Below are 26,472 nucleotides of genomic sequence, written 5' to 3'. Positions count from 1 at the left end.
TTCCCAGCCTGGATCCGCGTGCAGGTGAGCTCAGACTGGTCGCTCGGCGCGAATCGTCGTAACGCAGAACGTTCGGTGGTTGCCGGGGGCGTCGACCGGGGCGCGGTGCGCCCCGGTCGCGGCGATCAGCCGTAGTGGCAGATGTAGTGCACGGTGTCGACGACCTCGATGTCGAAGGAGCTGTCACCGGGGATCGAGAACGACTCGCCCGCGCGGTAGGTGACGGTCTCGGCCGACCCGGCCAGCGTCACCTTGGCTTCGCCGGCGACCAGCTCCATGACCTCGGGCGCGGCGGTGCCGAAGGTCAGGCTCGACGGCTGGATGACACCGACCGACTTCTTGGTCCCGTCGGCCAGCTCCAGGCTGTAGCTGACACACTTCCCGTCGAAGTAGACATTGGCCTGCTTGGTGACGGAGACATTCTCGAACTTCGACATGGGTCCTTCCACGATGTTAGGGAAGGCTCAGTCTAGCCAGGCAGGTTTGTGCACGCGTACACGGTCGGCTTCGGCGGGGTCGCGCTGTGCCAGGGTCGCGAGGACGCGGGCGGCGAGCTCCGGCACGCTCTTCGTCGCGGCGTTGAAGACGATGGTCAAGTCCGCTTCGAAATATTGATGGACCAGCATGTTCCGCATACCCCGGATCAGCTTCCACGGAATCTCCGGCTGCGCGTCCCGGGTCTCGGGCGCCAGTGACGACGCCGCTTCGCCGATGATCGACAGTTGGCGGATCACCCCGTCTTGGCGCAGATCGTCTTCGCCGAAATCGGCGAAGGTCAGGTTCTGGAGGTAGGAGGCGATGCGGTAGTGAGCGAGCACGATATCGGCGAGGTACAGGTCTTCACGCCGCGACATGCAGGTCCTTCGCTTCCGCCAGAACAGCGTCGCGAATGAACCAATGCAGGTACTTCTTCGGTACGACATCGACTTTTCTGCCCAGCAGTTCCTCCAGCTCTTCCTGGAACCCGAAGAACTCCAGGCCGATGTCGGTGCCCGGCTTCAGCAGGTAGAGCAGGTCGACGTCGCTGTCCGGTCCATCCGAGCCGCGGGCGACCGATCCGAACACCGAGAGCTCGATGACGTCGTACTTCTCGCACAGCGCCCGCAACCTCGGCATCAGGGTGTCGAAATCGATCGCCATCTCGCCTCCTCGAGGGTACGACTGCTTCCGAGTCTAGCGGGCGCCTCAGCTGCCGAAGCGGGCCAGGACGGAGCTGGCTTCCTGGGAGGCGGTGCCTTCCTGGGCCAGGTGGGTCATGGCTTCGGGGATTTCGCGGCCGTGGTGGGTCATGGCCTGGGCGTAGAGGCGGCCGGCGCGGTAGGAGGAGCGGACCAGTGGGCCTGCCATGACGCCGGCGAAGCCGAGGTTCTCGGCGAACTTGGAGTGTTCGACGAACTCCTCGGGCTTGACCCAGCGGTCGACGGGGTGGTGGCGGGGGGAGGGGCGCAGGTACTGGGTGATGGTGAGGATGTCGCAGCCCGCCTCGTGCAGGTCGCGCATGGCCTCGGTGACTTCCTCGGGGGTCTCGCCCATGCCCAGGATGAGGTTGGACTTGGTGACCAGGCCGGCCTCGCGGGCGGCCGTGATGACGGCCAGCGAGCGCTCGTAGCGGAAGGCGGGGCGGATGCGCTTGAAGATGCGCGGCACCGTCTCCAGGTTGTGCGCCAGCACCTCGGGGCGCGCGGCGAAGACCTCGGCGAGCTGATCGGGGTCGGCGTTGAAGTCGGGGATGAGCAGTTCGACGCCGGTGTTCGGATTGAGCCGCTTGATCGCGTTGACCGTCTCGGCGTAGAGCCAGGCGCCGCCGTCGTCGAGGTCGTCGCGGGCCACGCCGGTGATGGTGGAGTAGCGCAGGCCCATGGCCTGGACGCTCTCGGCCACGCGGCGGGGCTCGTCGCGGTCGAGGGCGGCGGGCTTGCCGGTGTCGATCTGGCAGAAGTCGCAGCGCCGCGTGCACTGTTCACCGCCGATGAGGAAGGTGGCCTCGCGGTCTTCCCAGCATTCGAAGATGTTGGGGCATCCGGCTTCCTCGCAGACCGTGTGCAGGCCTTCGCGTTTCACCAGGCCCTTGAGCTCGGTGTATTCGGGGCCCATGGTGGCGCGGGTGCGAATCCACTTGGGTTTGCGCTCGATCGGGGTCTCGGCGTTGCGCGCCTCGATGCGCAGCAGCTTGCGTCCGGCGGGGGCAGAGGCGTCTACGGGGCTCACTGGACCGACTCTACGCTCGGGGCCTGCGCGTTCGCCGGGCCGGTGGTGCGATCAATGTCATGTTCGCGGACGGGAATTTCCCCGTCCAGGGCGGCGATGATGGCGGCCGCGACGAGCGGCTCCACCTCGGCGACGGTGACCTCGCGGCCGAGTTCGCGGGTCAGGGTGGTGACACCGGCGTCGCGGATGCCGCACGGCACGATCGCGTCGAAGCCGTCGAGGGCGGAATTGCAGTTCAGCGAGATGCCGTGCAGGGCGACCCCGCGCTGCACGCGCACCCCGACCGCGGCGACCTTGCGTTCGGGGAGGAGCCCGGTGGCCGGCAGCCACACGCCGGAGCGGCCCTCGACGCGTCCGCAGGTGACGCCGAGACCGGTGATCACCTGGATCAGCGCCTCTTCCAGCCTGCGCACGTACTGCACGACATCGACCGGCTCGGCCAGCCGCACGATCGGATAGCCCACCAGCTGTCCCGGCCCGTGCCAGGTGATCTTGCCGCCCCGGTCGACCTGCACCACCGGCGTGCCGTCGACCGGCAGGTCCGTCTCCTCGGTGCGGCGGCCGGCGGTGTAGACCGAGGGATGCTCGAGCAGCAGCAGCCGGTCGTTGCCGGTGCCCCCGGCCCGCTCCTCGGCGATCTGCCGCTGCAGCTCCCAGGCGGCGTGGTAATCGATGAGTCCCAGGTTCTCGACCACGATCGGGGTCGAATCGAACCGTGCGGACGCGGTGCGGCGCGTGGTGTTCACGGTCCTGACGTTACGCCCAGACGGCGGCGCGAGCGCAGACGGCCGCAGCGAACGTGTCGGTAGGTGGTGGGATGCTGACCCGGACACGCAGAACTCGTGACGACCGACCGGAAGGTGCCCACCGTGACTCGATCCGCCGCCCATTTCGCGCTGCTCTGGCCGGGCGCGACCGTGCACGAGGTGGGCAAGCTGCCGGTTCCGCACGGGCGGGTCACCTTCCGGGACGGCGTGATCGTGCGCGGCGACACGGCGATCGTCGAGGTCGATGTGCCGCCGGGCGTGCACGATCTGCTGCTGATAAACAACGACGAGCGGCAGTGCCACTTCGGTATCGCCCTGTCCGGTCGCGATCCGGACCGCGCGGAATACGTGACCCGTCCCGACGGCCGGTTGGCGCTGATCGGCATGGAGACGCTCACCGTCCTGATCGCCGACGCCCACGCCGTCGACGCGATGATCGCCGACCCCGCCTTCGACTCGCGCGCGCAGTGGGCCTGGCTCGGCGGGAGGTTCGATCGGCGGGAGAGGGCGAAGGTGCTCGAGGAACCCGACGGGGCGCTGACGGTCGGGATCGCCACCGGGGCCGATACCGAGCGCTACGCGGTGATCCTGGGCTACCGCGGCGACGACCTGGTCTGGGTCGGGGCCGAGCTGATCAATCCCTGGCATCCCGAGGACCTGGCCCGCGAGCCGGGACTGTCCGCCTGACGGGATCAGGGTTCCAGGGGGAAGACGCGCTGCATGAGGGTGAGGTCCATCCAGCGGCCGAACTTGTGGCCGACCTCGGGCAGTTCGCCGACGGTGTGGAAGCCGAAGCGTTCGTGCAGGGTGATCGAGCCGGTGTTGCCGGATTCGATGGCGGCGACCATGACGTGGACGCGGCCGGACTCGGCGGCGCGCTCGATCAGGGCGGTGAGCAGGGCGGTGGCGACGCCGCGGCGCTGGAAGCGGCTGTCGACGTAGACGGAGTTCTCGACGGTGAAGCGGTAGCCGGACTTGGGGCGCCAGCGGCCGTAGGAGGCGTAACCGGCGACCTCGCCGTCGATCTCGGCGATCAGGATCGGCATGTCCGCCGCGGCACGGTCGGCGAACCAGGTGAGGCGGTCGTCGAGGTCGACCTCGTCGGTGTCCCAGATCGCGGTCGACTCGGCGATATTGGTGTTGTGGATGACCAGCACGGCGGGCAGGTCGTCCTTGTCGGCCTCGCGAATCAGCATGGCGGACCTCACGATCGGCCGACGGCGGCGGCCAGGGCGGCACCGATGGTCGGGTGCTGGAAGGAATAGCCCGCCTGTTCCAGGGCGGCGGGGATGGCCCGGGGACCGCGCAGCAGCGCCTCGTCGGCGAGCTCGCCCACCAGGGCGCGCAGCGCGAAACCGGGGACGACGATCGGCGTCGGCCGGTGCAGGGCCCGGCCCAGGGCGCGGTTGAACTCCGCGTTGGTGACAGGCGCGGGACCCGCGGCGTTGACCGGGCCGGAGATCTCGGGGTTGGTCAAGGCGAACACGATGGCGCCGACCTCGTCGTCGAGGGAGATCCACGGCGTGTACTGGCGGCCGCTGCCCAGGCGTCCGCCCAGGCCGAGCCAGTAGAGCGGATGCAGCATGCTCAGCATGCCGCCGTTGCGGGCCAGCACCACCGCGCTGCGGATCAGTACTGTCCGGGCGCCCGCGGCCCGGGCCGGTTCGGTGGCGGCTTCCCAGTCGCGGCACAGCGTGGCCAGGAAACCCGTTCCGGCGGGGGCGGTCTCGTCGACGATCGCGTCGCCGGTGCCGCCGCCGTAGTAGTGCGAGCCGCTGGCGTTGACCAGCGTCGGCACTCCGGCGGCGGCCACGGCGACCGCGAGGACATCGGTGGGGGTGATCCGGCTGTCACGCAGCAACTGCTTGTAGCCGCCGTTCCAGCGGCGCCCGCCCAGGCTCGCGCCGCACAGATTCACCACGGCGTCGGCCCCGCGCAACGCCCGCTCGTCGAGCTGGGCGCGCGCGGGATCCCAGGTGAACTCGTCCGGTGCCGCGGCCGCGCGGCGCACCAGCCGGGAGACCTGGTGCCCGTCGCGGCGCAATGCCGCGACGAGCGCCGTCCCGATCAGTCCGGACGAACCGGCGATCACCACCTTCATCGAGTCGGATTCCCCGGTTACAGGCCGAGATCGGCCTCGAACGCCGAGTCTTCGAGCCGGTTCTTGATGGTGGTGAGGAAGCGGCCCGCGTCGGCACCGTCGATGAGCCGGTGATCGTAGGTCAGCGGCAGGTACACCATCGAGCGCACGCCGATGGACTCGCTACCGGCCTCGTCGGTCACCACCACCGGGCGCTTGACGATCGCGCCGGTGCCGAGCATGGCCGCCTGCGGCGGAACCAGGATCGGGGTGTCGAACAGCGCGCCCTCGGAGCCGATGTTGGTGATGGTGAAGGTGCCACCGGACAGCTCGTCCGGCTTCAGGCCGCCGGTGCGGGCGCGGTTCGCGATGTCGGCGATCGCGCGGGCCAGCCCGGCCAGCGACAGGTCGCTGGCGTTGTGGATGACCGGCGAGAGCAGACCCTGCTCGGTGTCGACCGCGATACCCAGGTGCACCGACGCGTGGTAGGTGATCTCCTTGGTGTCCTCGTTGTAGGAGGCGTTCACGTTCGGGTGCACACCGAGGGCCTCGACCACGGCCTTGGCGAAGAACGGCAGGTACGTCAGGTTGACGCCCTCGCGCGACTTGAACGAGGCCTTGGCGAGCTGACGCAGATGCGCGATCTTGGTGACGTCGGCCTCGTGGACCTGGGTCAGCTGCGCGGTGCTCTGCAACGATTCGCGCGTCTTGGTCGCGGTGATCTGCCGGATCCGGCTGGCCTTCTGCGTGGTGCCGACCAGGCCGGCCAGCTTCGGCGCCGCCGATTCCTTGGCCGCGGGCGCGGCCGGTGCGGCGGCCGGAGCCGACGCGGGGGCGGCGGGGGCCTTGTTCGCCTCGGCGGCGGCGAGCACGTCCTGCTTGCGGATGCGGCCGCCGACGCCGGAGCCGGTGATGGTCGACAGGTCGACATTGTTCTCGTCGGCCAGCTTGCGGACCAGCGGGGTCACGTACGGCGTGCTGCCGTTGGACGAGGCCGCGGGAGCCGGTGCGGGCTTGGCCGCGGGTTCCGGCTTCGGCGCGGGAGCCGCAGCGGGCTTGGGCGCCGCCGCGGCGGGCTCGGGCTTCGGGGCCGGGGCGGGTTCCGGCTCGGGCTCCGGCTCCGGCGCGGGGGCCGGTTCCGGGGCGGGTGCCGCGGCGGCGGGCGAACCGCTGCCGATCACACCCAGCTGACCGCCGACGGCGACGATGTCGTCTTCCTGCGCCGAGATCTCGAGCAGCGTGCCCGCGACGGGCGAGGGGATCTCGGTGTCGACCTTGTCGGTGGACACCTCGAGCAGCGGCTCGTCGACGGCGACGTCGTCACCGACGGCCTTGAGCCAGCGGGTCACGGTGCCCTCGGTGACGGATTCGCCCAGTTCGGGCATCTTCACCGGGGTGCCGGAGGCGGCGGCGGGCGCGGCGGCCGGGGCCTGCTCGGCCGCGGGGGCCGGTGCGGCCGGGGCAGCCTGCTCGGGCTCGGGTTCGGGGGCGGGCTCGGGAGCCTCGGCGGGGGTGGCAGCGGGAGCAGGAGCGGACGCGGCGGCCTCGCCGGCCTCGCTGATCACACCGAGCTCACCGCCGACCTCGACGATGTCGTCTTCCTGGGCGACGATCTTCGACAGCACACCGGCGGTGGGCGACGGGATCTCGGTATCGACTTTGTCGGTGGAGACTTCGAGCAGCGGTTCGTCGACCTCGACCGTGTCTCCTTCCTGCTTCAGCCACCTGGTCACCGTTCCCTCGGTGACGCTCTCACCAAGAGCCGGCATCTGGACGGAGAAGGCCATGTCCTCTGTCTCCTCTGACTGTTAGACGGGTAATACAACAGTGCTTCGACCCCGGCAGACACCCGTCGCGGGTCGCGGCGTTCGTCCACCCCGCCGTCACGGTGAGGCGTCCGGGAATCGTCGGTTTCTTGTTCCGGCAACCATCCTTGCACTCGCTCGCCGACGGCGAAGCGCTGGGCGGCGATACGGGCAGAGCTGGCACCATGGAATGTACGGCGGTGAGCAGAATTCCGCCGAGACGGCGGAGGTCGCTACCGATGGGTTTGCTGGATCGTTTCCGCGGCGGGCGCCGCACGAGCAGGAACGTCGCCCGTGGGTACGCCTCGGAACTCGACGCGCTCGCGCAGTGGGCGCGTGCTCGGCGCGGTGTCGAGGCGTTCGTCGAACCGAAAACCACTGTGACCGATGTCACAGCGGTGTTGGTCGCGGCGGACGGGGAATGGACCCGGCGCATCGTCGGCGAGCGCGGCGCACGGCGGCTGGCCGGGGTGCTGCGGATCCCGGTCTACGACGTGAACCGCACCGGGTATCCGCAACGGATGCGCGACTACGACGCCCGCCGCCGCATCGAACAGCGGCGGGCCCGCGAAGAACGCGACGAGTGACTACTCCGCGCCGATCTGCTCGATCACGGTGATCAGCGTGCGCACCGGCACCCCGGTGCCGCCCTTGCCGATGTAACCGAACGGGCCACCGGTGTTGTAGGCCGGACCGGCCACGTCCAGGTGCGCCCACTGCACACCCTCGGGCACGAACTCCTTGAGGAACAGCGCCGCCGAGAGCATGCCGCCCCAGCGGTGCGGGGCGACATTGGCCAGGTCGGCGACCTTGGAGTTGATGTCGGCTCGCAGTTCGGCGGGCATCGGCATGGCCCAGCCGTTCTCGCCGACCGCGCGCGAGGTCGCCGCGACGCGGTCGCGGAACTCCTCGGTACCCAGCACGCCGGGGGTGCGGGTGCCCAGGGCGACCATCTGGGCGCCGGTGAGGGTGGCGACGTCGATCAGGTAGTCGGGCTCGTCCTCGGCGGCGCGCACGATCGCGTCGGCCAGGATGAGCCTGCCCTCGGCGTCGGTGTTGATGACCTCGACGGTGGTGCCGCCGTACTGGGTGAGCACATCGCCGGGGCGCTGGGCGGTGGCCGAGGGCATGTTCTCGGCCATCGGCACCGTCGCGGTGACGGTGACCGGCAGGCCCAGGCGCGCGGCCAGCAGCACGGTCGCGATGACCGCCGCGGCACCGGCCATGTCGGAGGTCATGTTCTCCATGTTGGCGGCGGGCTTGATCGAGATGCCGCCGGTGTCGAACGTGATGCCCTTGCCCACCAGCGCGATCTTCTTCGGGCCGCCCGCGTAGTGGATGCGCACCAGTCGCGGCGGGCGCGCGGAGCCCTGGCCGACACCGATGATGCCGCCGTAACCGCCTGCGGCCAGCGCGGTCTCGTCGAGCACCTCGACCTCGAGCCCGGCCGCCTCGGCGAGCACGCGGGCCCGCTCGGCGAACTCGGCCGGGTACAGCGCACTCGGCGGCGTGTTGACGAAATCGCGGGCGGTGGCGACGGCCTCGGCCACCAGCTGGGCGCGCAGCAGCTCCAGCACGCCGAATTCCGGTTCGGGCACGAGCAGTTCGACGCGCAGCACCGGCTGCTCGTCGGGCTTGGGCGCGCTCTTGGCCGACTTGAACGCGCTGAAGGTGTAGGCGCCCAGGTAGAAACCCTCGGCGGCGGCGCCGAGGTCGATCCCCGACAGCGTGCTGGCGACCAGTTCGGTGCCCGCCAGCGCGCGGCCCGCCACGCCCGCGCTGCGGCGGACCTGTTCGGCGTCGATCTTCTCGGCCGCGCCGAGGCCGACGGCGAGCACGCTGGTGACATTGCCCAGCGCCGCGGGCGCGGGCACCCGGGTGAGTTCCTCGGGCTTGCCCTTGGCCCCGACCGCGCCGAGCGCGTCGAGCAGCTCCGCGCGCACCTCGGCGGTGAGCACGTCGCCGAACAGGTCGGCCGGGACGACGGCGGGCCCGTTCTCCGAGGAGGTCAATCCGATCACCAGTACATCGGTATCCGGAGTGATGGTCTCGATACGTGCCAGTTCCGGTCCGAGTGAACGATCTGCAGCAGCGGTCATCGCCCCAGGTTATTCGGTGACCCGCCCCGGTCGCACACTTCGCCTCCGCGCGACGAAAAATACTGGGATTCACTGGACAATACTGGTAGCTGTGGATACGCTCCGTCGCGTGACGGACTCGGCCGAGGAGCTGGAGGCGCGCATCAGCGGATTGCGGGCCGAGGTGCGCCGGGCGGCCGCGTCCGGTGACCGGGTCGCGGCGCGGCAGTTGCGAGCCCGGTTGCGTCAGGCCGAGACCGACTGGGACGCCGTGGTTCTCGGCTCGATGCCGGAGGAACCGGAACAGGTCGAGGCGCCCGGGGTGCCGGTGCGCGAGCACGTGCACCGCGCGCTGACACTGCTGTCGGTGCCGTCCGCGCCGAAACTTGTGCTGGCCACCCACGACGCGTTCTTCTCCGGGGAGCTGCTGCCCGCGCGGCTCACCAGCCTGCGCCGCGACGAGGAACGCTCCTTCCGTTCGGCGCCGTACGCGCGGCCGTACTACCTGTGCGCCGCGCTCACCACCGATCTGCTGGCGCCCGCGCGCGGGCTGATGGCGGTGAGCTCCTGGCCGCTGGAACGGCGGATGGTCGGACCACTGAGTCCCCGGGTGGCCCTGCTGGTCTCGGCGATCCGGCTGGCCGAGCACCTCGCGGCGCAGCCTGCCGCGGAATCGGCGGGCAGGCGCGTACTGTGGCGGCTCGCCGTCTCGATCCCGGGCGTGCGCGGCGCGCCGGACGCGCTCGACCCGGCGACGGTGATCGCGGCGGCCCGACGGGAGCTGGCGGTGCACGAGGACGAGGACGCGCGGCAGCGGCGAACCGCCGCGCACCGGGCGGCCGATCAGCTCGCTGATCCGGCCGCACAACTATTCGGTGTTCGGCTCGGGGTAGCCGATCGGCGACGGATCGAGGTGAAATGAGCACTCTCGCAGCACAGTTGGATCAGTTGCGCGGCGCGGCGCCCGCGACCAGGCACAATGCCCGCACCATCGCCGCCTTGACGGCCAATCCGGGATGCGCGCGCCGCGCCCTGCTCGACGCGGCCGCGGTGGACAAGACCGCGATCGCCCAGTCCCTGGGGTTCCCACCGCAATTCGGTCAGTCGCAGTTCGCGATCACCCGCGGCAACGCCTTCGAGTCGATGGTCAAGGCCAACGGCTGCGCCGAACTGCTGGCGCTGCTGCGCGACAAGCTCGGCCTCACGGTGCCCGAGGTCGCCTACCACGACCTGAACTCGGTCGGCGAGAACACCGGCAACGCCGTGCGCTATCAGCGCACCAAGCAGTTGCTGAAGAGCACGATCGAGGCCGGGGACGGCACCCTGTTCGACCACCCGATGCTGCGTCTCGACATCGCTGGTGCCACCGCCTATCTCGAACCCGACGTGGTGGCGGTGCAGCTCGACGGCAAGTTCCACGTGGTCGAGATCAAGGCGTTCCCGGTGATCGACGGGCAGGCCGATCCGGCGCAGGTCGCCGCGGCCGCGCGGCAGTCGGCGGTGTACGTGATCGCGCTGCGCGAGCTGATGAGCGCGATCGGGGAGTCACCGGAGCTGGTGTCGCACAATGTGATCCTGGTGTGCGCCAAGGACTTCAGCAACCGGCCGACGGCCGAGCTGGTCGACCTGCGCAAGCAGCTGGCCGTGGTGGGCCGCCAGCTCGCCCGGCTCACCGCGATCCCCGAGCTGCTCGAGCTGTTGCCGCCGGAGGCCACCTTCGCGCCCGGCGACGGCCTGGAAAAAACCGTCGCGGCGATTCCCGCGCGCTACGCGCCCGAGTGCATGTCCAGCTGCGAACTGGCCTTCGCCTGCCGCGACGAGGCGCGCGCCTGCGGTTCGCTGGACGCGCTGGGGCGCGGGGTGTGCGACGAGGTGGGCGGCATCGACAATCTGCACACCGTGCTCGGCCTGGCCGACGGCACCCTGGAACCGGGGCCCGAACACGCCGACATCACCGCCCTGCTGCGCACCGCGCACCGGTTGCGGCTGGAGATCGCCGGATGAGCGTGCTGTCGGCGCTGGCCAAGGCCGAGGCCGTGCGCTCGGGCCGCGCGCAACCGACCGCCGCGGTGCGGCACGTGCACCTGGCCGAGCGGCCGCTGGTGGCCGTTCCGCTGCGGCTGGCCGGGGAGGCCGCCGCGCCGCTGGCGATCATGATCGGCACCGCGCCCGGCGACCAGAACGTGCTCATCGTGCCGCAGCCCCGCGACCGGGTGCTGCGCCTGCGCTTCATCGAGCAGCTCGCCGACGTGGTGCTGCCATATCTGGCCTCGTTCCTCACCGATGTCGAGGAGCTGACCAGCAAGGCGGGGGAGACCTACACCCGCGCGCTGGACGCACCGCAGCTGTGGACGCCCAATCCCGGCGGCCAGAACTTCCTGAAACTGCTGGGCCGGTCGGTGCGTTTCCACCGCACCGACGGCGACAACCCGGTCCCGCCCGCCGTGCCGCTGCTGGGCCGCTGGCTCACCTGGTTCGGTGACCGCGCCGAGCATCCCGGCTCGGCGGTGCTGCCCGCGCTGACCTCGGTGCTCGCCGCGCACTGGGCCTCGGGCCAATCCGCGCTCGAGGACGGCAATCTCGCCGCGCTGCTGGGCTGGATCGACCCGCCGCGCGGGCTCACCGGTGCCGAAGCGGCCGCCCTGGCCGAGGACCCCCTGCGCTCGCCGCCCGCCGGTCCGGCCACCGATCCCGGCTTCGACAACGAGGAGTTGGCCCCGCTGATCGCCGCCTACAACGCCGCACCCGACGACACCGCCCGCTCGGTGGCGGCCGAACGGCTGGAACGGTCGCTGCGCGGTCAGCTCGAACCCACCTGGCGGCTCATGTGGCGCGGGATCGAGCTGTTGCGCGCCCTGCCCGAGGGGGCCAGCGTGGACACGCGCTGGACCGACGACCGCGGCGCCTTCTCCTATTTCGCCGCCGAACTGGCCGAGGGCACACCGCAGTCGCGGCGCGACCCGGCGGTGCGGGCGGTCCGCAAACTGCTGCAACGCGAACGCGCGCTCGAGGCCCTGCAGGCCCAGTGCGCCTTCGACGACCCGCTGCTCATGCTCGAACACCGCGTCTCCGGCGCCGCCTTCCGCGGCACCGTGGTGCACAGCGAACCCGAACGGCTCGACCGCTCCGGCGCGCGTCCGAAACTGCGCCCGTACATCCACATCCGCACGTCCGACCCGTTCGCGGCGGTGCTCGGCGAGGAGCTGACCTGTGTGGAGCGGCCGAAGCAGTCCGGGGTGGTCGTCGAGATCGACGGCGACACGCTGGTGCTCGAACTCTCCGGCGGCATGGGCCGCAAGCTCGTCCCCGAGCCGGGCAGTGTGCCCGACACCGAGGACGAACTCGGCTTCGCGCGGTTCACGCCGACGCCGTTCACCGGCCAGCTGAATCTGCCCGCGCGCGAGGACACCCCGTGGACCCACGGCGGACCGCCGCCGGAATACGCGCCCGACGCCACCGACGACGGGGAGGACCCGCTGTGACCAGCCCGGATCAGGCCGTGGCCGACATCCTCACCGATCTGCGCGACCCGAGCCATCGCGCGCTGGTGGTGGACTCCCCGCCCGGGGCGGGCAAGTCCACGCTGGTGGTGCGCGCGGCCCGGCAGCTCGCCGAGGACGACGAGCAGCGGATGATCGTGGCACAGACCAACGAACAGGTCGACGACCTCATCGACCGGCTCGCCGGCGCCGACCCGGCCCTGCGCATCGGCCGGTTGTCGAGCGCGGCCTATGTCGTGAGCGACCGGGTGGACCAGCACGGCAATGTCCGCGTCGCCACCAAACCCGGCGACCTCGCCGACCGCGTCATCGTGATCGGTACGGCGGCCAAGTGGGCCACCGTCACCGAGGGCAGCTGGTCGCACGCCATCATCGACGAGGCGTATCAGATGCGTTCGGACATGCTGCTGCGCATCGCGAATCGTTTCGATCGCGGGCTGTTCGTGGGCGATCCCGGCCAGCTCGACCCGTTCGCCACCGTCGAGACCGCGCGCTGGGCGGGCCTGACCTGGGACCCGACCATGAGCGCGGTGAGCGTGATGCTGGCAAACAACGACAACATCCCCACCCACCGGCTGCCGGTCTCCTGGCGCCTGCCCGCCACCGCCGCCCCGGTGGTGTCGAAGGCGTTCTACCCGTTCACCGAATTCGAGTCCGGCACCGGATTGGGCGACCGCCGCATGGAATTCGGCACGCGCGGCCTCGGCGGCCCGATCGACGCGGTGCTCGAGGAGGCGGCGGCCACCGGCTGGGGCTGGTACGAACTCCCGGCCCGGCACACTCTGCGCACCGACCGCGAGGCGGTGCAGGCCATCGCCGACATCGCCGCCCGGCTGATCGAACGCGGCGCCACCGCGCATTCCGAGGCGGGCAGCAGGCCGGTCACCGTCGACCGGGTGGCCGTGGGCACCGCGCATCGCGACCAGGCCGACGCCGTGCGCGCGGCCCTGCGTGGCACCGCGGCCGAGCCGGTCACCGTCGACACCGCCAACCGGCTGCAGGGCCGCGAGTACGACGTCACCCTCGTGCTGCACCCACTGTCCGGACGGCGCGACGCGAGCGCCTTCCACCTGGAGGCCGGGCGGTTGTGCGTGCTGGCGTCCCGGCACCGGCACGCGTGCATCGTGGTGGGGCGCGCGGGAATTCCCGAACTGCTCGACGCGCACCCGTCGGCCGAACCGGTGCATCTCGGTGTGCCGGTGAAGTTCCCGGACGGGTGGGAGGCCAATCAGGCGGTGCTGAGTCATCTGGCGCAGCACCGGGTGCGCGCGGGGACGCACTGAGCGGCGGTCAGTAGCGCGGCTGGTCGAGCCAGCGCTCGGTGCCCTTGGAGCGGGCGGCCAGGATGGTGCAGGCGGGCAGGATCGCGACGCAGAGCCCGGCGATGATCCAGCTGGAGTCCCCGTCGACCAGGCTCATGCCCGCCATGACGAAGGCGAACAACAGGACGAGGGTCGCACCGAGCAGTGCGAAGATCCGGCCCGCTCTGCGGCGCATGAACAGCGCGACTGAACCCACGAAGGACATGATCGCGGGTGGCACCAGCAGGACCACCGCGCCGATCGTGAACCACAGATCCTCGGTGTAGGTCATCGCAGTGTCGCTGCGGTAGCCGGTGTCGCTCGGTTGCATGGTCATCAGATGCCCCACCATCGCGAGGCCGACGTAGCCGCTGGCCACGGCGATCACGAGGGAGAGTACGGCGGCCGTCTTGGCATCGCCGCCAGGCACTTTCGGGACCGGTGCGTAGCCGGGTCGGGCGGGGTACCCGGGTGGCGCGGCGTACCCCGCGACCGGGCCCAGCGCATGACCACCGCCAGGAGCGTGCTGCGCGTAGCCCTGCGGCAGCACCTGGCCGGGCTGCTGGGCGTAGCCCGGCGGCATCATGTGTCCGACGGGCGGTGTGAGGCCCGGCTGCTGCGCGTAGCCGTGTGGCAGCGCGTGCCCGTCGGCGGAGATGTGTCCGGCCGGTGCCGCGTAGCCCGCGGCCGGTGTCCGGCCTGGTGTCGATGCGGGGAAAGTGTTGTGCAGCAGTGCTTCCCGGGCGGCGGTGACGAACTCGCGGCAGTCGGCGAAGCGGTCTTCACGGCGTTTGGCCATCGCCCGCGCGAGCACCACGTCCAGTGCCGCGGGCAGGCCGGGGCGCACTCCGCTCAGCGGCGGCACCGGCTGGGAGAGGTGACCGGCGATCACCTGGGCCGGATTGGTGGCCGGGAACGGGGGCTGCCCGGCCAGCAGCATGTACAGGGTGCAGGCCAGCGAGTACTGGTCACCGCGCGCGTCGACCACCTCGCCGGAGAGCTGTTCGGGGGAGGCGTAGGCCAGGGTGGCGGTGAAGGTGCCGGTGGCGGTGAGCTTGGTGTCGGCCTCGACCAGGCGGGCGATCCCGAAATCGGTGAGCAGGGCCCGTGATTCGGCGCCCTCGGCGGCGGTGATGAGGATGTTGGCCGGTTTCACGTCGCGGTGCAGGACCCCGTGCCGGTGCGCGTAGTCCAGCGCCTCGGCGGTCTCGGACACGTAGCGCAGCACCTGTTCGGGTGGGGTTCGCGGGTCGAGCCGGGTCGCGTCGGCGCCCTCGACGAAGCGCATGGAGATCCACAGGTGCCCGTCGTGGGTGCCGCGGTCGTAGACGCCGACGATGCCCGGATGGTCCAGGCCCGCGACGATATCGGCCTCCTGCTCGAAGCGGCGGCGCAGTTCCGCGTCGTCGGAGACCGCCCGGTTGAGCAGTTTCAGCGCGACGGTGCGCGGTAGTCGCGGATGTCGGGCCCGGTAGACCGTGCCCATCCCACCCTGCCCGAGGGTGCCCTCGATGCGATAGCCGGCGAAGGTGTCCTCCACTGCGGTCACCGGGCTCCCCTCCCTGTTTCCGTGCACGTGACTCCGGCAGCCTAGCCGGTCATCCCGTCAGCCGAGCCGGGCCGCCAGCCGGTGGGCGTTCATGTAGCCGATCGCCTCGATGGTGACCATCGGGTTCACACCCGGTGCGGTGGGGAAGCTGGAACCGTCGGCCACCACGATGTTGGGCACCTCCCAGGTGGCGCCGTCGGGGTCGGTGGCCGACAGCGCCGCGCTGCCGCCCATCCGCGCCGACCCCATGATGTGCAGGGCGCCCATCGCGCAGCGGCCCGGCCCGTATCCGGCCCGTTCGCACGCGGCGCCGAACTCCGCGAGCGAACCGCGCACCCCGGGTTGGAACGAGACGCCCGCCTGGTGGCCCGAGGAGATCCGGCGCGCGCCCGCGGCTTCCAGGATCGAGGCCGCGCCGACGATTCCGGTGTGCAGGTGGGCGGCGTCGTAGCGCGAGAGGCGGTATCTCACCACCGGTTCGCCGTCGCGGCCGACGGTGACGCTGCCGGAATCGCGATCACGGGTGATCACCCCGATGGAATCGGTGCGCGCGAAGTCCAGCAGGGCCGCGCGATGCCGCTCGGCGCCGCGCCAGTTCATGAAGCCGGTGGCCAGGCCGGGATGCATCGGACCGGTCTCGTAGATGACGCCGTACCCGTGGCCGTCGAGGTCGGCGTGCTGCCTGCTGATCCGCCCCTGTAGCGCCCCCTCCCACGGCCGGATCTCCTCCTCGAACACACCGAACACCGCCGCCGCCGGATGCAAACGCAGATGCCGTCCGATGTTCTCGTTGCGCAGCCCGGAGCGGCGCAGCAGCGCCGGGGTCTGGATCGCACCCGCGGCGACGACCACCGCGCGGGCCCGCACGGTGATCTCGACACCCGCGCCGGTGCGCGCGGTCACCGCGTCGGCCTTGCCCGCGGTGACGCTGATCGCGCGGACCTCGGCGTCGACCACCAGCCGGGCGCCGTGTGCCGCCGCGTCGGCCAGCCAGGTCTTGACCGTCGACTGCTTGGCACCCACCCGGCAGCCGTAACCACAACGGCCGCACTCGATCCCGGCATCGCAGGCGTCGCCGACATTGCGCGGCAGGGTGCCGACATCCCAGCCCAGTGCCCGGGCGCCGCGTTCGAGCACCCCGTCACGCGCCGAGAGCGGCGACTTGCGCTTGGTGACACCGAGACGCCGCCGCACCGCGGTGAGCGCGTCACCGAACTCGTCGGTGGCGAACTGCGGGACGCCCGAGTCGGCCCATTCGGCGCGCACCCGGTCCGGGGTCGGCAGCGAGGTGGTCCAGTTGACGACGGTGCCCCCGCCCAGACAGCTGCCCGCCACCAGCGTGAGCTGACCTTCCGCCGTCGCGGGCGGACCGGGCGCGTAGAGACTGGTCAGGGCGGCGAGTTCGCCGTCACCGAAGTCGCGGTCGTCGTAGTAGCCGCCGCGTTCCAGGACCACCACGTCCAGACCCGCCTCGGCCAGCACCGCCGCCGCGGCACCACCTCCGGCGCCGGACCCGACCACGACGACATCGCAGTCCAGGGTGGTCGGCGCGGTGAACCGCCGCGGGCTGAGCGCGGGAGCGGCGGCGTTCGGCAGCCGGCCCGGCGGCGGCGGATAGCCGATCTGCTTCCAGAGCGGATTCTCGCCGGTCGGACCCGGGGTGATGTTGTAGGCCAGCAGCGCGGCCTGCTCGAGCGCCTGGAAGATCGCGCGCGCCGGGGCCAGCCGGGAATCGCCGAGGCGCAGCAGGGCAGCCTCGCGCCGCTCCTGCGACAGCGAGGAGAACCGGCGCGGCCCGCTGCCGGTGAGCAGGCCGGTGAGCGGGGAGTCCCACAGGCTCAGCAGCAGGGCGAGCTGCTTGCGGTCGGCTTCGCGGGGGTTGCGGCGCAGGATCTCGACGATGGTGTCGACGACGCCGAGCTCGGTCGCGGCGGGGAGCCCGAGGCCGTCACCGGGGAGGAACGTGTCGCAGATCGTGCCCAGTGCGGCTCGTTGTCCGGCTGTCAGCTCCATGCGGAAACCACCCTTCCACTGCTGGGTGATTTGTATCACGGCGGTTCGGGTCCCGCTGGGAGTCAACGGTTTCGGGGCCGGAGCACGCCCGGCCCCGAAACCGCGCGCTCAATCCACGGTCGCCGGGATGAAATCCTCGGTGCCCGCGGTGAACTGCAGGGTCTTGCGGGTCGACACGGTGAGGTCGATGTCGGCCGAGGAGATCGACCGGACCGCCACCTCGCTGGCGTAGGCGGTGACCTGGTAGCGGCCGGGTTGCAGGGCGCGGAAGCTGACCTGCCCGTCGGACCCGGTGGTCAGCCGCCGGTGGATGGTGTCGCCGCAGGAGTCGAAGCCGGTGAGCACCACCTTGCCGCCGGGGACCGGACGCCGGGAGTCCGAGGTGATCAGCACCGCGTCGATCTGGCCGACGGCGGTCGGGCTGGGTGCGCGGGCCTGGAGGTCGTCCTGGCGGGGCTGACCGGGTTGCGCGCAGGCCGATTTCTGCGCGACCGAGTCGTCGTGGCCGGGGTGCGCGTGCGCGACCCCCGTCCCGATCGATACTGCCGCCAGTAGGCCGATCGCCGAACTCCGGGTGATGCCGAACCGTGGCATGGCGCCGTTTTCCTCCTTTTCCTCGGTGACACCGGGTACGCGTGGACACGCGCGAGGTAACGCTCGGGCGGCAACCTTACTGCCGGGAATTTTCCGGGGGTCGTCGGGAGTTCTCCAGGAGACGGTTGTGGCCGAAGTCCGCCGACCGCGCCGCTCTCACCGAGGAGGAGACGTGACCGAAACCCGTATGGCGATTCTGGCCGGTGGTTGTTTCTGGGGAATGCAGGAGCTGATCCGCAGGCAACCGGGCGTGCTCACGACCCGGGTCGGCTATACCGGTGGACGCAATGATCACCCCACCTACCGCAATCATCCCGGGCACGCGGAAGCGGTCGAGATCGTCTACGACCCGGCCGTCACCGATTACCGGGCGCTGCTCGAGTTCCTCTTCCAGATCCACGACCCCACCACCCGGGACCGGCAGGGCAACGACATCGGTTCGAGTTATCGATCGGCCATCTTCTATCTCGACGAGGACCAGCGCCGGATCGCCCTGGACACCATCGCCGATGTCGACGCGTCCGGGCTGTGGCCGGGCAAGGTCGTCACCGAGGTGACCCCGGCCAGCACCTTCTGGGACGCCGAGCCCGAACACCAGGACTACCTGCGGCGCTACCCCGACGGATACACCTGCCACTTCCCGCGCCCGGGCTGGAAACTGCCCAAGCGGGAAAACGCCGGGAACTGACTCGCCGCGCCCACTCGTATCCATATGCCATGATCGGCGGTGTCTGCTCATAAATAGGCGGCCGCGGCCGTCCAGTCGATGAGGGGTGCGATTCGAATGACGTATGGCCAGCAGCAACCCGGCTATCCACCGGCCGGGCCGAAACTCGGCGTCGGCGACGCGATCGGATACGGGTGGAACAAATTCAAGGACAACGCGGTGGTGTGGGTGGCCATCGTGCTGGTCGCCGTCTTGATCCAGGTGGCGCTGAATTTCGTGTTCGGCGTCGGCAACACCGATACCGACAGTGACGGCGCCGTCGTCATCGGGTTCGGGATCTGGCAGCTGATCGGCACCGTCGTGACCACGATCGTCGGCTACCTGATCTCGGCGGCGCTGGTGCGCGGAGCCCTGCACGAAACCGACGGGCGTAAACCGGCATTCGGTGATTTCTTCCAGTTCAGCAAAGTCGGTGTGATCATTCTGGCCGGTCTGCTGGTTGGTCTGGCGACCGGTATCGGTCTGCTGCTGTGCATTCTGCCGGGTATCGTCGTCGCCTTCTTCACCTGGTGGACCATGCAATTCGTGATCGACCGGGATCAGGACGCGGTCACCGCGATCAAATCCAGTTTCTCGGCGATCTCGGGCAATGCGGGCCCGCTGCTGTTGCTGGCGCTGGCCCTGTTCGGCATCAATGTGCTGGGCGCGATCCCGTGTGGTCTCGGCCTGCTGGTGACGATCCCGCTGACGATCATCGCCTCGACCTACGCCTACCGCGTGGTCACCGGTGGACCGGTGGCGGCCACGCCGGAGCCGGGGTATCCGCAGCAGTACGGCGGTCCCGAGGGCGGATTCGGTGGTCAGCCGGGGTACCCCGGCGCCGCGGGCGGTCCCGGATACGGTGCGCCGGGCTACGGCGGCCCGGCCGAGGGCGGCCAGGGATACGGCGGCCCCGGGTACGGTGCGCCGGGCGGTGGCCAAGGCTACGGTGGGCCCGGCGGTGGCGGCCAGGGTTACGGCGGGCCGGAGTCGGGTCCGGATCTGGGCAAGCCGGGTGACCCGGGGCAGGGTGGTCCCGAGAACCGCTGACGGACAACGGAGAAGGGGCGTGCGATTGCTCGCACGCCCCTTCTTCATGCCCTACTCGCAGCCGTATCCGTCGCCGTCACGGTCCAGGCCGTACTCGTCGGGGCCGATGACCCGGACCGGGCCGGTGTAGACGGGGCCGTTGCCGCTGCCGCCCTCGCAGTCGACATCGCTGACGATCGGCAGGCAGGGGGTGTACGAGCTGTGGCAGTTCGAGGGCTGCGCGGTGGCCACGGCCGGGGCCGCGATCGCGAAGGCGAAGGCCGCGGCGGCGGCAGCGGCGAGGGTGACAGCGAGTTTCATGGTGCTCCGTTCAGTTGTACAGCGGGGCACAGTGTTTCACGGTTGGTCGATTTGCCGGAAATCTGCGGATCGGTACCTGTCGGTAAACTGGGTGGTTCGTTGTCACGGGGGAGGAATCATGCGGGAGAGATGGTGTCGGTGGTCGTGGCGGAGGCGCGTGGCGGTGGTGCTCTGCATCGTGCTCGCGGTCGTGTTCGCGCCGGTCGTGGGCGTATTGTGCGCGCTGCTCGCGCACAATATCGGTGAGCAGTCCGAGCAGGCGCGCACCCGGGGGCGCGACGCGGTCTGGCTCGGGCACGCGTGGGTGGACGGCCGCAAATCCGAGGCCGATGTCGCCGCGCTGGCGAAGTTGCTGGCGGGCACCGGCATCCGGGATCTGTATGTCCACACCGGGCCGCTGGAACACGACGGGAGCCTGCGCGACGAGCTGGCGCCGCGGGCCCGGTGGTTCGTCGAGGCCGTGCACGCGACACTGCCCGGCATCCGGGTGCAGTCCTGGCTCGGTGATGTCGTGCAGCCCGAATTCGACGGGTTGGATGTGGAATCGGCGGCCTCGCGCGAGCGCGTCGTCGCCTCGGCCCGCCGTGTGCTGGAGTACGGCTTCGACGGTGTGCATTACGACCTCGAACCGGTGCGTTCCGGCTCTCCGGGTTTCCTCGCCCTGCTCGACGCGACCCGAGCGGTGACCGCGGCGGCCGGGGTCCCGCTGTCGGTGTCGGCGCCGGTGATCGATCCGCTGCCGGGTCTGCATTCGGTCGGTCTGGCCGTGGCCGACCACGGAAAGTGGTGGAGCCAGGCTTATTTCGCCGACGTGACCCGTCGTGTCGACCAGGTGGCGGTGATGTCCTATGACACGGCCATGCCCACGCGAGCGCTCTACAGCGGGTATGTCGCCCAGCAGACCGCGCTGGCCGCCGAGGTGACACCCGCCGAGGTCGATCTGCTGATGGGTGCCCCGGCGTTCTGGGCCGACGACCCCGGTCATCACGGTGCGGCCGAGACGGTGGCCGCGGCGGTGCGGGGTATCCGGCTGGGTCTGACCCGCGCGGAGGTCGGCCGCGGTGCGTTCGGTGTCGCGCTGTATGTGGATTTCGCCGCCACGGAACAGGATTGGGCGGATTATCGGCACGACTGGTGCGGGTTGCCGAGCTGACGGGTCCGCTGGGTTCAGGCGGCGGTGCGGGTGAGCCAGGGGTGGGCCGGGTGCGCGGTGGTGAGCCAGGATGTCAGGCGGGCGCGGTGGGGGTCGGGGAGCAGGGGGAGGATGCGGTCGAAGTCGGCGTCGTCCTTGGGGCGCGCGGCTTTCGCCTTGAAGAGCAGGACGACCTCGGGGATCACGTACGGGATGCCGGTCGGAGTGGTGTGCACGAGGTCGGTGTAGGGCAGCGTGATGGCGGGATGGCGGCGGCAGATCCAGGTGCCGCCGTCGTGGGGTTCACGGAAGACATCGAGGTGATAGGTGCCGGTGTAGGGGTCGCGCAGCCAGGTCTGGTGCAGGTCGGGGTGGTCGGCGGCCCTGGCGTAGGGCCAGACGCGGCCGTCACCGACGACATCCCACTCGTACTCGGGAAAGGCCGCGGCGACCTGCGGGAACTCCGCGCGGGGAACCGTGATCTCGATATCGGCGTGCGCCCGCGAGATCGACCCGGCGAACAGATCCAGCGCCCAGCCGCCCGCCACCGCCCACGGCGCGGTACAGCCGCTCAGCCGCGCGGCCACCACGCTGGGCGTCCACGCGTCCCACCGCTGGTCGGCCTCGGCCGCGCTGATCGAACGTCCACCGTCGGGAGCCCTCATCCGTCCATGATGTGCCCGGAGCACGGGCCGATCGGTGTGGTTGTGATCAATGGTGACGCAGGTGAGACGGGTTCGTGAGGTATACCGGGCGGCTCAGGGGTTGGGGGCCGTCGGCGCCGGGAGCGCGTCGCCGGTGGGCAGGCCGAGGGCGGTGGTGGTGTCCAGGCCGTGCAGCTGGGCGCTCGTGAGGTCGGTACCGCTGAGGACGGTGCCCGTGAGGTCGGCGCCGGTGAGATCGGCACCGGACAACCGCGCGGTGTCGAGCCGGGTGCGGCGCAGGATGGCCCCGCGCAGATCGACCTCGCGCAGATCGGCGCCGGTCAGGGTGGCCTCGGACAGGTCGGCCTCGCGCAGGTCGGCGCCGCGCAGGTCGGCGGCGGACAGATCCGTCCGCGCCAGACGGGCACCGCGCAGCCGCACACCGCGCAGGTCCGCGCCGGGCAGCCGGGCACCGGTGAGATCGAGTTCGACGGGGGCACCCCGGCCGAGGAGCTGACTGCGCAGCACCGTCACCGCGTCGACGAGATCACCGGGGCCACTCGCGAATTCGCCACCGGCCGTGCGGCGCTGGAGCAGCCGCGCCAGCAGCCGCAGCCCACGTTCCCGCTCCCGCGGCGCGTCCTCCATGAGCCGCTGCAAGGCGAAGACCCCGCCGGAACGGGTCACCGGATCCTCGGCGGCCAGATGCCCCACCACCGCACTGAACCGGTCGACATCCTGTTTCGCCCGATCCAGCAGGAACTTGCGCGCCGTATAGCCCAACCCGGCCAGCGCCACGAGCGTCCCGAGCAGCGTGGCGAACTGATTGCGCTGCGCCGCCGCCGCGTCCAGCCGCTCCTTGGCCGCCAGCTCGTGCAACCCCTCCGGCGCGAGCACCAGCGGCAGCCGGTAGACCGCCAGGATCAGCAGAACCACCGCCGCGGCGATACCGAGGGCGGTGAGGATCGGGCGTACTCTCATCGAACTGTCCAGACTCCTCGGCACGGTGCCGGGTCGTTGTCCGCACTGTACTATGCGGAGTCGTCGATGGGGGTTGGGTGATGCTGTCGAGTTACGTACTGCCGGAACGTGTTCGACCGTTCGTGAATCACGAGCGGCTGATGGCCGAGGTCACCGAGCGGGTACTCGGGAGCGGGCCGGGCAACCGCACCGTCGTGCTGAGCGGGGAGCCGGGGATCGGCAAGACCGCCTTCGGTATCGAGCTGGTACACCGGCTGCGGCCGTACTACGCCGACGGCGAGCTGTATCTGCCCTTCGGCGGCACCGAGCAACCGGACCACCCCGACGATGTGCTCGCGCTGGCGCTGCGGGCACTGGGGGAGTCCGCCGAGGACATCTCCGGCCTGCGCGGTGCGCGCCAGGCCCGCTACCGGGCCTTGACCAGGGACCGGTCGCTGGTGGTCTTCCTGGACGGCGTGGTGACCGAACAGCAGGTCAGGGCCTTGCTTCCGGGCGAGGGGTCGTCGTTGGTCGTGGTGACCGAGGCGCGCCCCGCGGCGCCGGTGGACGCGGCGGGAATGGAGTTGTTCGTGCTCGACCGGCTCGACGACGCCGCCGCCCGCCACCTGCTCGAGATCCTGGTGGGCGCCGATCGCTGCCGCGCCGAAGCCGAGGTGATCCCGGACCTGATCGCGCTGTGCGGTCACCTGCCGCAGGCGCTGCGGATCGTGGCGACCATGATCTACCGCGGCGCCCGGCGGAGCACGGCACCGCTGCGCGAGACAGTGGAACGGCTTCGCGACGAAGACCGCCGCAGGACGGTGCTACCGCTGGATCGTGTCTACGGCGCGGCCTACCGGTTGCTGGCCGGGCCCTCGCAGCGCTGCTATCGCGCGCTGGGTCTGCGAGCGCACGGCGGCCGGGTCGGCGCCGAGGCATTGGCCGCGGTGCTGGACCTGCCGGTCGGCGAGGTCGAGGACCTGTTGATCGACCTGGCCGACATGCACCTGATCGCCCCGGTGGGTGCCCAGCGGTACCAGGTGCGCGAGCTGGTCCGGCGGCACGCGGCCGAGCTGGACGAGCGCACCACCGCCGAACGCCACGCCGACGAGTGGACACTCGTCGAGCACTACGACACCCGCATCGCCGCGGCCGACGCGCTGATCGCTCCCGGACGGCCGTGGCGGGAACTGCTGCTGCACGAAACCACCACCGGCGCCGCGGTATTCGGCTCCGCCGAGCAAGCTCGCGCCTGGCTGTGGGAGGAACGCACCGCGATCCTGGCGGCCGCCGAATACCTCGACGAGCTCGGAGACGCGCACCATCCACAGCGCTGGGCGGTGCTGCTGTGGGCCTTCCACGAGAAGGAGAAGATCCTCGACGACCTGCGCCTGCTGCACGAGTGGGGCCTGCGCGCCGCCGCGCGGGCCGGGCAACCCGACATCACCGGTCTGCTGCACATCCAGCGTGGGTTCGGGCTGGTCTGGGCGGGCGACACCGAGCAGGCGGCCGGAGAATTCAGCGCGGGCGCCGCGGCCGCGACCCGGGTCGACCTGGAAGCCAGCGCGATCGAGGGCCTCGGGCTGGTGCGTCTGGGGCAGCAACGCAGACCCGAGGCGCGGGAACTGCTGCGCCGCAGCGCCGAACTCGCCGAGCAGATCGGTGACCGGCGCCGGATCCTGATCGCCGCGCTGCACCTGGCCAAGGCCGAGTCGCCCACCGCGGCACTGGAACTGCTCGCTGTCGCCGAGGCGGGCTTCGCCGCTCTGCCCTCGGAGGAGACCGACAACGAAGCCAAGGCGAAATACTGGCGCGGACGCACGCTGGCCGAGCTGGGCGAATTCGACCGGGCCGCCACCGAACTCGATGCCGCCTACACGATCATGCGGTCGCGCAGGCGCTCGTTCGACCTCGGCGAGATCGCCGTGGCGGCGGCCGGTGTGGCTCGTGCCAGGGGTGACCGGGACGGTGCGCGGGAGTTCCTGGTGCGGGCGGTCGCGCACTACGAGCAGGCCGGGCTCACCGCCGACGCGACGCGGGCCAGGGCGCTGCTCGACGAGCCGACGGCCTGAAGCCGGTCACTCGGGTCGAGGTGAGCCGTCCGCGCGCACCGAGACCGGGTGGGACACACCGCCGCACTCGATCGTCCACTGTCCGCACAGCCGCGCGATCGCGGTTCCCCGGCCGAGGTGCGTCCCGGCGACCGAGGCGAACAACCGGCACGCGGCGTCGGAGCCGGTGATCGTCAGCAGGTCGGTGCCGGTGCCGAGTAGCCACGTCCCCGGTCCGTCCGGCGCCGCGGCCAGTCGGCAGCCGGGCAGCGCGCGCAGGGTCTCGGCGATCCACGTCGCGGTGGCGGGGCCCGGTTCGCCGATCATCAGGTCCGCCAGGCGAAGCCAGCGGTGCAGTGGTTCCCGGACGCCGACCGCGAGATGCGCGCCCCGGGGGAGATCGGCACCGGAACGCAGCCGCTCGGCGGGGTAGCGGGTGACCCGCGCGGTGCCGGGATCGGGGGAATCGACCAGGACCAGATGGGAATCGGGCGTGGGCAGCGGTGCCCGCGGCAGCGGGACGGCGGGGATGTCGGGGACCGGATCGGGCTCCGACAGCGCCATCGCCTCGTAGAGGGCGGTGCGCAGCAGTGCCGAACCGGCGAGCGGGTGCGAGGTGGTGCGCTCGGTGACCGGGGCGTAGCGGGCGGGGTCGTGATCGGTGATCGCCGTCCTGATCTGGGTGGTCGGGTCGGCGTCGATGGTGAGACGTGGTGCGGCGGCCAGGAATCCGGCGATCGGCGATGCCGGATCCACAGTGTGGGCGGGAGCCGTCGCCAGCAGCGGGGCGACACCCAGTGCGGCGCCGTAGAAGGTGACCGAGCCGTGGTCGCCGATGAGCAGGTCGGCGGCGAGGATCGCGGCTTTCCAGCCGTCGACATCGTCGAGAATGTGTACACCGGCGCGGGCTGCCGCACGCAGATATTCGCCGAATTGCCAGCCGGAATGTTCGGCGGCGATATTGGGGTGCGGGGCGAGGATCAGCCGGAATTCATCGGAGGGGAGTTCCTCGGCCAGGCGGGCCGGTAGTTCGGGGTGCCGGGCGAGCAATGATTCCGGGCCCCACGTGGAGGAGAGGACGACCAGCGATTGGCGGGGTGTGAGGCCGAAGGCGCGGCGGTAGGCCGCACGCAGGGGCAGGCTCGCGGTGAGCTGATCGAAGCAGATATCGCCAGCTACCAGGGTGTTCGGTAGCGCTGCTGGGAACGCGGCGGCGAGGCGGTCGCGCTGTTCGGTGTGGGACAGGACGATCGCGGTGGGGATCAGGGTGCCGTCGTGGGTGAGCCACTCGGCCGAGAGACCGAATACCGAATTGTTTCTTTGTTTCTTTGTTTCTTTGTTTCTTTGTTTCTTTGTTTCTTTGTTCAGATATTTATTGTATCCCATTCCGTGCGGAATGATGAACAAAGGGGCGATTATTTTGTGGAGATCGCCGCCGTAGCTGGCCGAAACGGCGAGGTCGAAACGGTGGGTGACGGCCTCGGTCCAGCCGATCTCGGTGACGCCGCGGTGGGCGAGGAAGGCGGTGGTGTCGCGGTCGAAGGCCGAGGAACCCGGACGGGTGAAGACCATGCGGACGCGGGGGTCGCCCGCGAGGATCGGGAGGGTGTCGAACAGGCGGGTCGCGGCGGTGACATTGTGGACCACCGCCAGGACCACCCGCTCGTGCCCGAAGGTGGACCAGCGCGCACGGCCTGCGGCGAATCCGGTTCCGGCGCCGGGTGACTCGGGCAA

Annotated in this window: 26 protein-coding genes; 10 read left to right on the top strand and 16 right to left on the bottom strand. The window is 70.8% G+C overall.

What is annotated here, in order from left to right:
• Nucleotides 1-125: 125 nt before the first annotated feature.
• From ppnP to lipB, 5 genes are read right to left on the bottom strand one after another with little or no spacing between them, the layout of a single operon-like run.
• On the bottom strand, nucleotides 126-437 hold the full coding sequence (gene ppnP, locus ACWEMY_RS07930) for a pyrimidine/purine nucleoside phosphorylase (RefSeq protein WP_452389359.1): 312 nt from the start codon (nucleotides 435-437) through the stop codon (nucleotides 126-128).
• Nucleotides 438-464: 27 nt separating this feature from the next.
• Nucleotides 465-854, bottom strand: coding sequence for a HepT-like ribonuclease domain-containing protein (locus tag ACWEMY_RS07925; protein ID WP_452389358.1), 390 nt, complete (start codon nucleotides 852-854; stop codon nucleotides 465-467).
• Entirely contained in the window at nucleotides 841-1,140 is a 300-nt protein-coding gene (locus tag ACWEMY_RS07920) for a nucleotidyltransferase family protein (protein ID WP_375937515.1), read from the bottom strand. Before ACWEMY_RS07920 ends, ACWEMY_RS07925 begins: the two co-directional genes overlap by 14 nt.
• 45 nt (nucleotides 1,141-1,185) lie before the next feature.
• Nucleotides 1,186-2,208: a lipoyl synthase gene (gene lipA, locus ACWEMY_RS07915; protein ID WP_452389357.1), complete on the bottom strand. Its 1,023-nt coding sequence runs from the start codon at nucleotides 2,206-2,208 to the stop codon at nucleotides 1,186-1,188.
• On the bottom strand, nucleotides 2,205-2,954 hold the full coding sequence (lipB, locus tag ACWEMY_RS07910; protein ID WP_452389356.1) for a lipoyl(octanoyl) transferase LipB: 750 nt from the start codon (nucleotides 2,952-2,954) through the stop codon (nucleotides 2,205-2,207). Before lipB ends, lipA begins: the two co-directional genes overlap by 4 nt.
• Nucleotides 2,955-3,077: 123 nt before the next feature.
• Between lipB and ACWEMY_RS07905 the strand changes: the two genes are divergently transcribed.
• A complete protein-coding gene (locus ACWEMY_RS07905; RefSeq protein WP_452389355.1) occupies nucleotides 3,078-3,662 on the top strand; it encodes a hypothetical protein in 585 nt (194 codons plus the stop codon).
• A gap of 5 nt (nucleotides 3,663-3,667) precedes the next feature.
• On the opposite strand, the gene ACWEMY_RS07900 is transcribed toward ACWEMY_RS07905, so the two are convergent.
• Genes ACWEMY_RS07900 through sucB form a run of 3 tightly spaced genes read right to left on the bottom strand, consistent with a single transcriptional unit; the run spans nucleotide 3,668 to nucleotide 6,842 of the window.
• Nucleotides 3,668-4,171 (bottom strand): GNAT family N-acetyltransferase, encoded by a 504-nt coding sequence (locus ACWEMY_RS07900; protein ID WP_375937526.1) that lies wholly within the window; start codon nucleotides 4,169-4,171, stop codon nucleotides 3,668-3,670.
• A gap of 8 nt (nucleotides 4,172-4,179) precedes the next feature.
• Nucleotides 4,180-5,076 carry a TIGR01777 family oxidoreductase gene (locus ACWEMY_RS07895; RefSeq protein ID WP_452389354.1) on the bottom strand — a complete coding sequence of 299 codons (897 nt, stop codon included), beginning with the start codon at nucleotides 5,074-5,076 and terminating at the stop codon, nucleotides 4,180-4,182.
• A gap of 17 nt (nucleotides 5,077-5,093) precedes the next feature.
• Nucleotides 5,094-6,842 carry a 2-oxoglutarate dehydrogenase, E2 component, dihydrolipoamide succinyltransferase gene (gene sucB / locus ACWEMY_RS07890; RefSeq protein WP_452389353.1) on the bottom strand — a complete coding sequence of 583 codons (1,749 nt, stop codon included), beginning with the start codon at nucleotides 6,840-6,842 and terminating at the stop codon, nucleotides 5,094-5,096.
• 257 nt (nucleotides 6,843-7,099) lie between these two features.
• On the opposite strand from sucB, the gene ACWEMY_RS07885 reads away from it, so the two are divergent.
• Complete coding sequence (locus ACWEMY_RS07885; RefSeq protein WP_452389352.1) at nucleotides 7,100-7,447, top strand: oxidoreductase; 348 nt, start codon at nucleotides 7,100-7,102, stop codon at nucleotides 7,445-7,447.
• Here the strand turns inward: ACWEMY_RS07885 and ACWEMY_RS07880 are convergent, their stop codons facing one another.
• Entirely contained in the window at nucleotides 7,448-8,959 is a 1,512-nt protein-coding gene (locus ACWEMY_RS07880; RefSeq protein WP_375937538.1) for a leucyl aminopeptidase, read from the bottom strand.
• A 109-nt stretch (nucleotides 8,960-9,068) separates the two neighbouring features.
• Between ACWEMY_RS07880 and ACWEMY_RS07875 the strand changes: the two genes are divergently transcribed.
• Genes ACWEMY_RS07875 through ACWEMY_RS07860 form a run of 4 tightly spaced genes read left to right on the top strand, consistent with a single transcriptional unit; the run spans nucleotide 9,069 to nucleotide 13,721 of the window.
• Complete coding sequence (locus tag ACWEMY_RS07875) at nucleotides 9,069-9,860, top strand: hypothetical protein (RefSeq protein WP_452389351.1); 792 nt, start codon at nucleotides 9,069-9,071, stop codon at nucleotides 9,858-9,860.
• Nucleotides 9,857-10,942 carry a hypothetical protein gene (locus ACWEMY_RS07870; protein ID WP_452389350.1) on the top strand — a complete coding sequence of 362 codons (1,086 nt, stop codon included), beginning with the start codon at nucleotides 9,857-9,859 and terminating at the stop codon, nucleotides 10,940-10,942. The genes ACWEMY_RS07875 and ACWEMY_RS07870 overlap by 4 nt, the downstream gene beginning before the upstream one ends.
• Complete coding sequence (locus ACWEMY_RS07865; protein WP_452389349.1) at nucleotides 10,939-12,420, top strand: hypothetical protein; 1,482 nt, start codon at nucleotides 10,939-10,941, stop codon at nucleotides 12,418-12,420. The genes ACWEMY_RS07870 and ACWEMY_RS07865 overlap by 4 nt, the downstream gene beginning before the upstream one ends.
• Nucleotides 12,417-13,721: an AAA domain-containing protein gene (locus tag ACWEMY_RS07860; RefSeq protein WP_452389348.1), complete on the top strand. Its 1,305-nt coding sequence runs from the start codon at nucleotides 12,417-12,419 to the stop codon at nucleotides 13,719-13,721. The genes ACWEMY_RS07865 and ACWEMY_RS07860 overlap by 4 nt, the downstream gene beginning before the upstream one ends.
• Nucleotides 13,722-13,728: 7 nt before the next feature.
• Here ACWEMY_RS07860 and ACWEMY_RS07855 read toward each other — a convergent pair whose 3' ends face one another.
• From ACWEMY_RS07855 to ACWEMY_RS07845, 3 genes are all read right to left on the bottom strand, one after another.
• Entirely contained in the window at nucleotides 13,729-15,288 is a 1,560-nt protein-coding gene (locus tag ACWEMY_RS07855; protein WP_452389347.1) for a serine/threonine-protein kinase, read from the bottom strand.
• A gap of 57 nt (nucleotides 15,289-15,345) precedes the next feature.
• Nucleotides 15,346-17,301: a GMC family oxidoreductase N-terminal domain-containing protein gene (locus ACWEMY_RS07850; protein ID WP_452389346.1), complete on the bottom strand. Its 1,956-nt coding sequence runs from the start codon at nucleotides 17,299-17,301 to the stop codon at nucleotides 15,346-15,348.
• A gap of 108 nt (nucleotides 17,302-17,409) precedes the next feature.
• Nucleotides 17,410-17,895, bottom strand: a complete 486-nt coding sequence (locus tag ACWEMY_RS07845) for a carboxypeptidase-like regulatory domain-containing protein (RefSeq protein WP_452389345.1) — start codon at nucleotides 17,893-17,895, stop codon at nucleotides 17,410-17,412.
• Nucleotides 17,896-18,082: 187 nt separating this feature from the next.
• Between ACWEMY_RS07845 and msrA the strand changes: the two genes are divergently transcribed.
• Complete coding sequence (gene msrA, locus ACWEMY_RS07840; protein WP_375937930.1) at nucleotides 18,083-18,583, top strand: peptide-methionine (S)-S-oxide reductase MsrA; 501 nt, start codon at nucleotides 18,083-18,085, stop codon at nucleotides 18,581-18,583.
• Nucleotides 18,584-18,679: 96 nt separating this feature from the next.
• Complete coding sequence (locus tag ACWEMY_RS07835) at nucleotides 18,680-19,651, top strand: hypothetical protein (RefSeq protein WP_452389344.1); 972 nt, start codon at nucleotides 18,680-18,682, stop codon at nucleotides 19,649-19,651.
• A gap of 51 nt (nucleotides 19,652-19,702) precedes the next feature.
• On the opposite strand, the gene ACWEMY_RS07830 is transcribed toward ACWEMY_RS07835, so the two are convergent.
• Nucleotides 19,703-19,951: a hypothetical protein gene (locus ACWEMY_RS07830; protein WP_375937564.1), complete on the bottom strand. Its 249-nt coding sequence runs from the start codon at nucleotides 19,949-19,951 to the stop codon at nucleotides 19,703-19,705.
• A gap of 157 nt (nucleotides 19,952-20,108) precedes the next feature.
• Here ACWEMY_RS07830 and ACWEMY_RS07825 point away from each other — a divergent pair, with 157 nt between their 5' ends.
• Complete coding sequence (locus ACWEMY_RS07825; protein ID WP_452389343.1) at nucleotides 20,109-21,104, top strand: hypothetical protein; 996 nt, start codon at nucleotides 20,109-20,111, stop codon at nucleotides 21,102-21,104.
• A 14-nt stretch (nucleotides 21,105-21,118) separates the two neighbouring features.
• Here ACWEMY_RS07825 and ACWEMY_RS07820 read toward each other — a convergent pair whose 3' ends face one another.
• Both ACWEMY_RS07820 and ACWEMY_RS07815 read right to left on the bottom strand, forming a co-directional pair.
• Entirely contained in the window at nucleotides 21,119-21,748 is a 630-nt protein-coding gene (locus ACWEMY_RS07820; RefSeq protein ID WP_452389342.1) for a nucleotidyltransferase domain-containing protein, read from the bottom strand.
• Nucleotides 21,749-21,841: 93 nt separating this feature from the next.
• Nucleotides 21,842-22,708 carry a pentapeptide repeat-containing protein gene (locus tag ACWEMY_RS07815; protein WP_452389341.1) on the bottom strand — a complete coding sequence of 289 codons (867 nt, stop codon included), beginning with the start codon at nucleotides 22,706-22,708 and terminating at the stop codon, nucleotides 21,842-21,844.
• Nucleotides 22,709-22,830: 122 nt separating this feature from the next.
• On the opposite strand from ACWEMY_RS07815, the gene ACWEMY_RS07810 reads away from it, so the two are divergent.
• Nucleotides 22,831-24,759: a hypothetical protein gene (locus ACWEMY_RS07810; RefSeq protein WP_452389340.1), complete on the top strand. Its 1,929-nt coding sequence runs from the start codon at nucleotides 22,831-22,833 to the stop codon at nucleotides 24,757-24,759.
• 6 nt (nucleotides 24,760-24,765) lie between these two features.
• Here the strand turns inward: ACWEMY_RS07810 and ACWEMY_RS07805 are convergent, their stop codons facing one another.
• Nucleotides 24,766-26,472, bottom strand: coding sequence for a hypothetical protein (locus ACWEMY_RS07805; protein WP_452389339.1), 1,707 nt, complete (start codon nucleotides 26,470-26,472; stop codon nucleotides 24,766-24,768).

The organism is Nocardia sp. NPDC004415, assembly GCF_053602435.1.
Note: the sequence above shows the minus strand (reverse complement) of the source record. Positions and strands in the feature narration are given on the sequence as shown.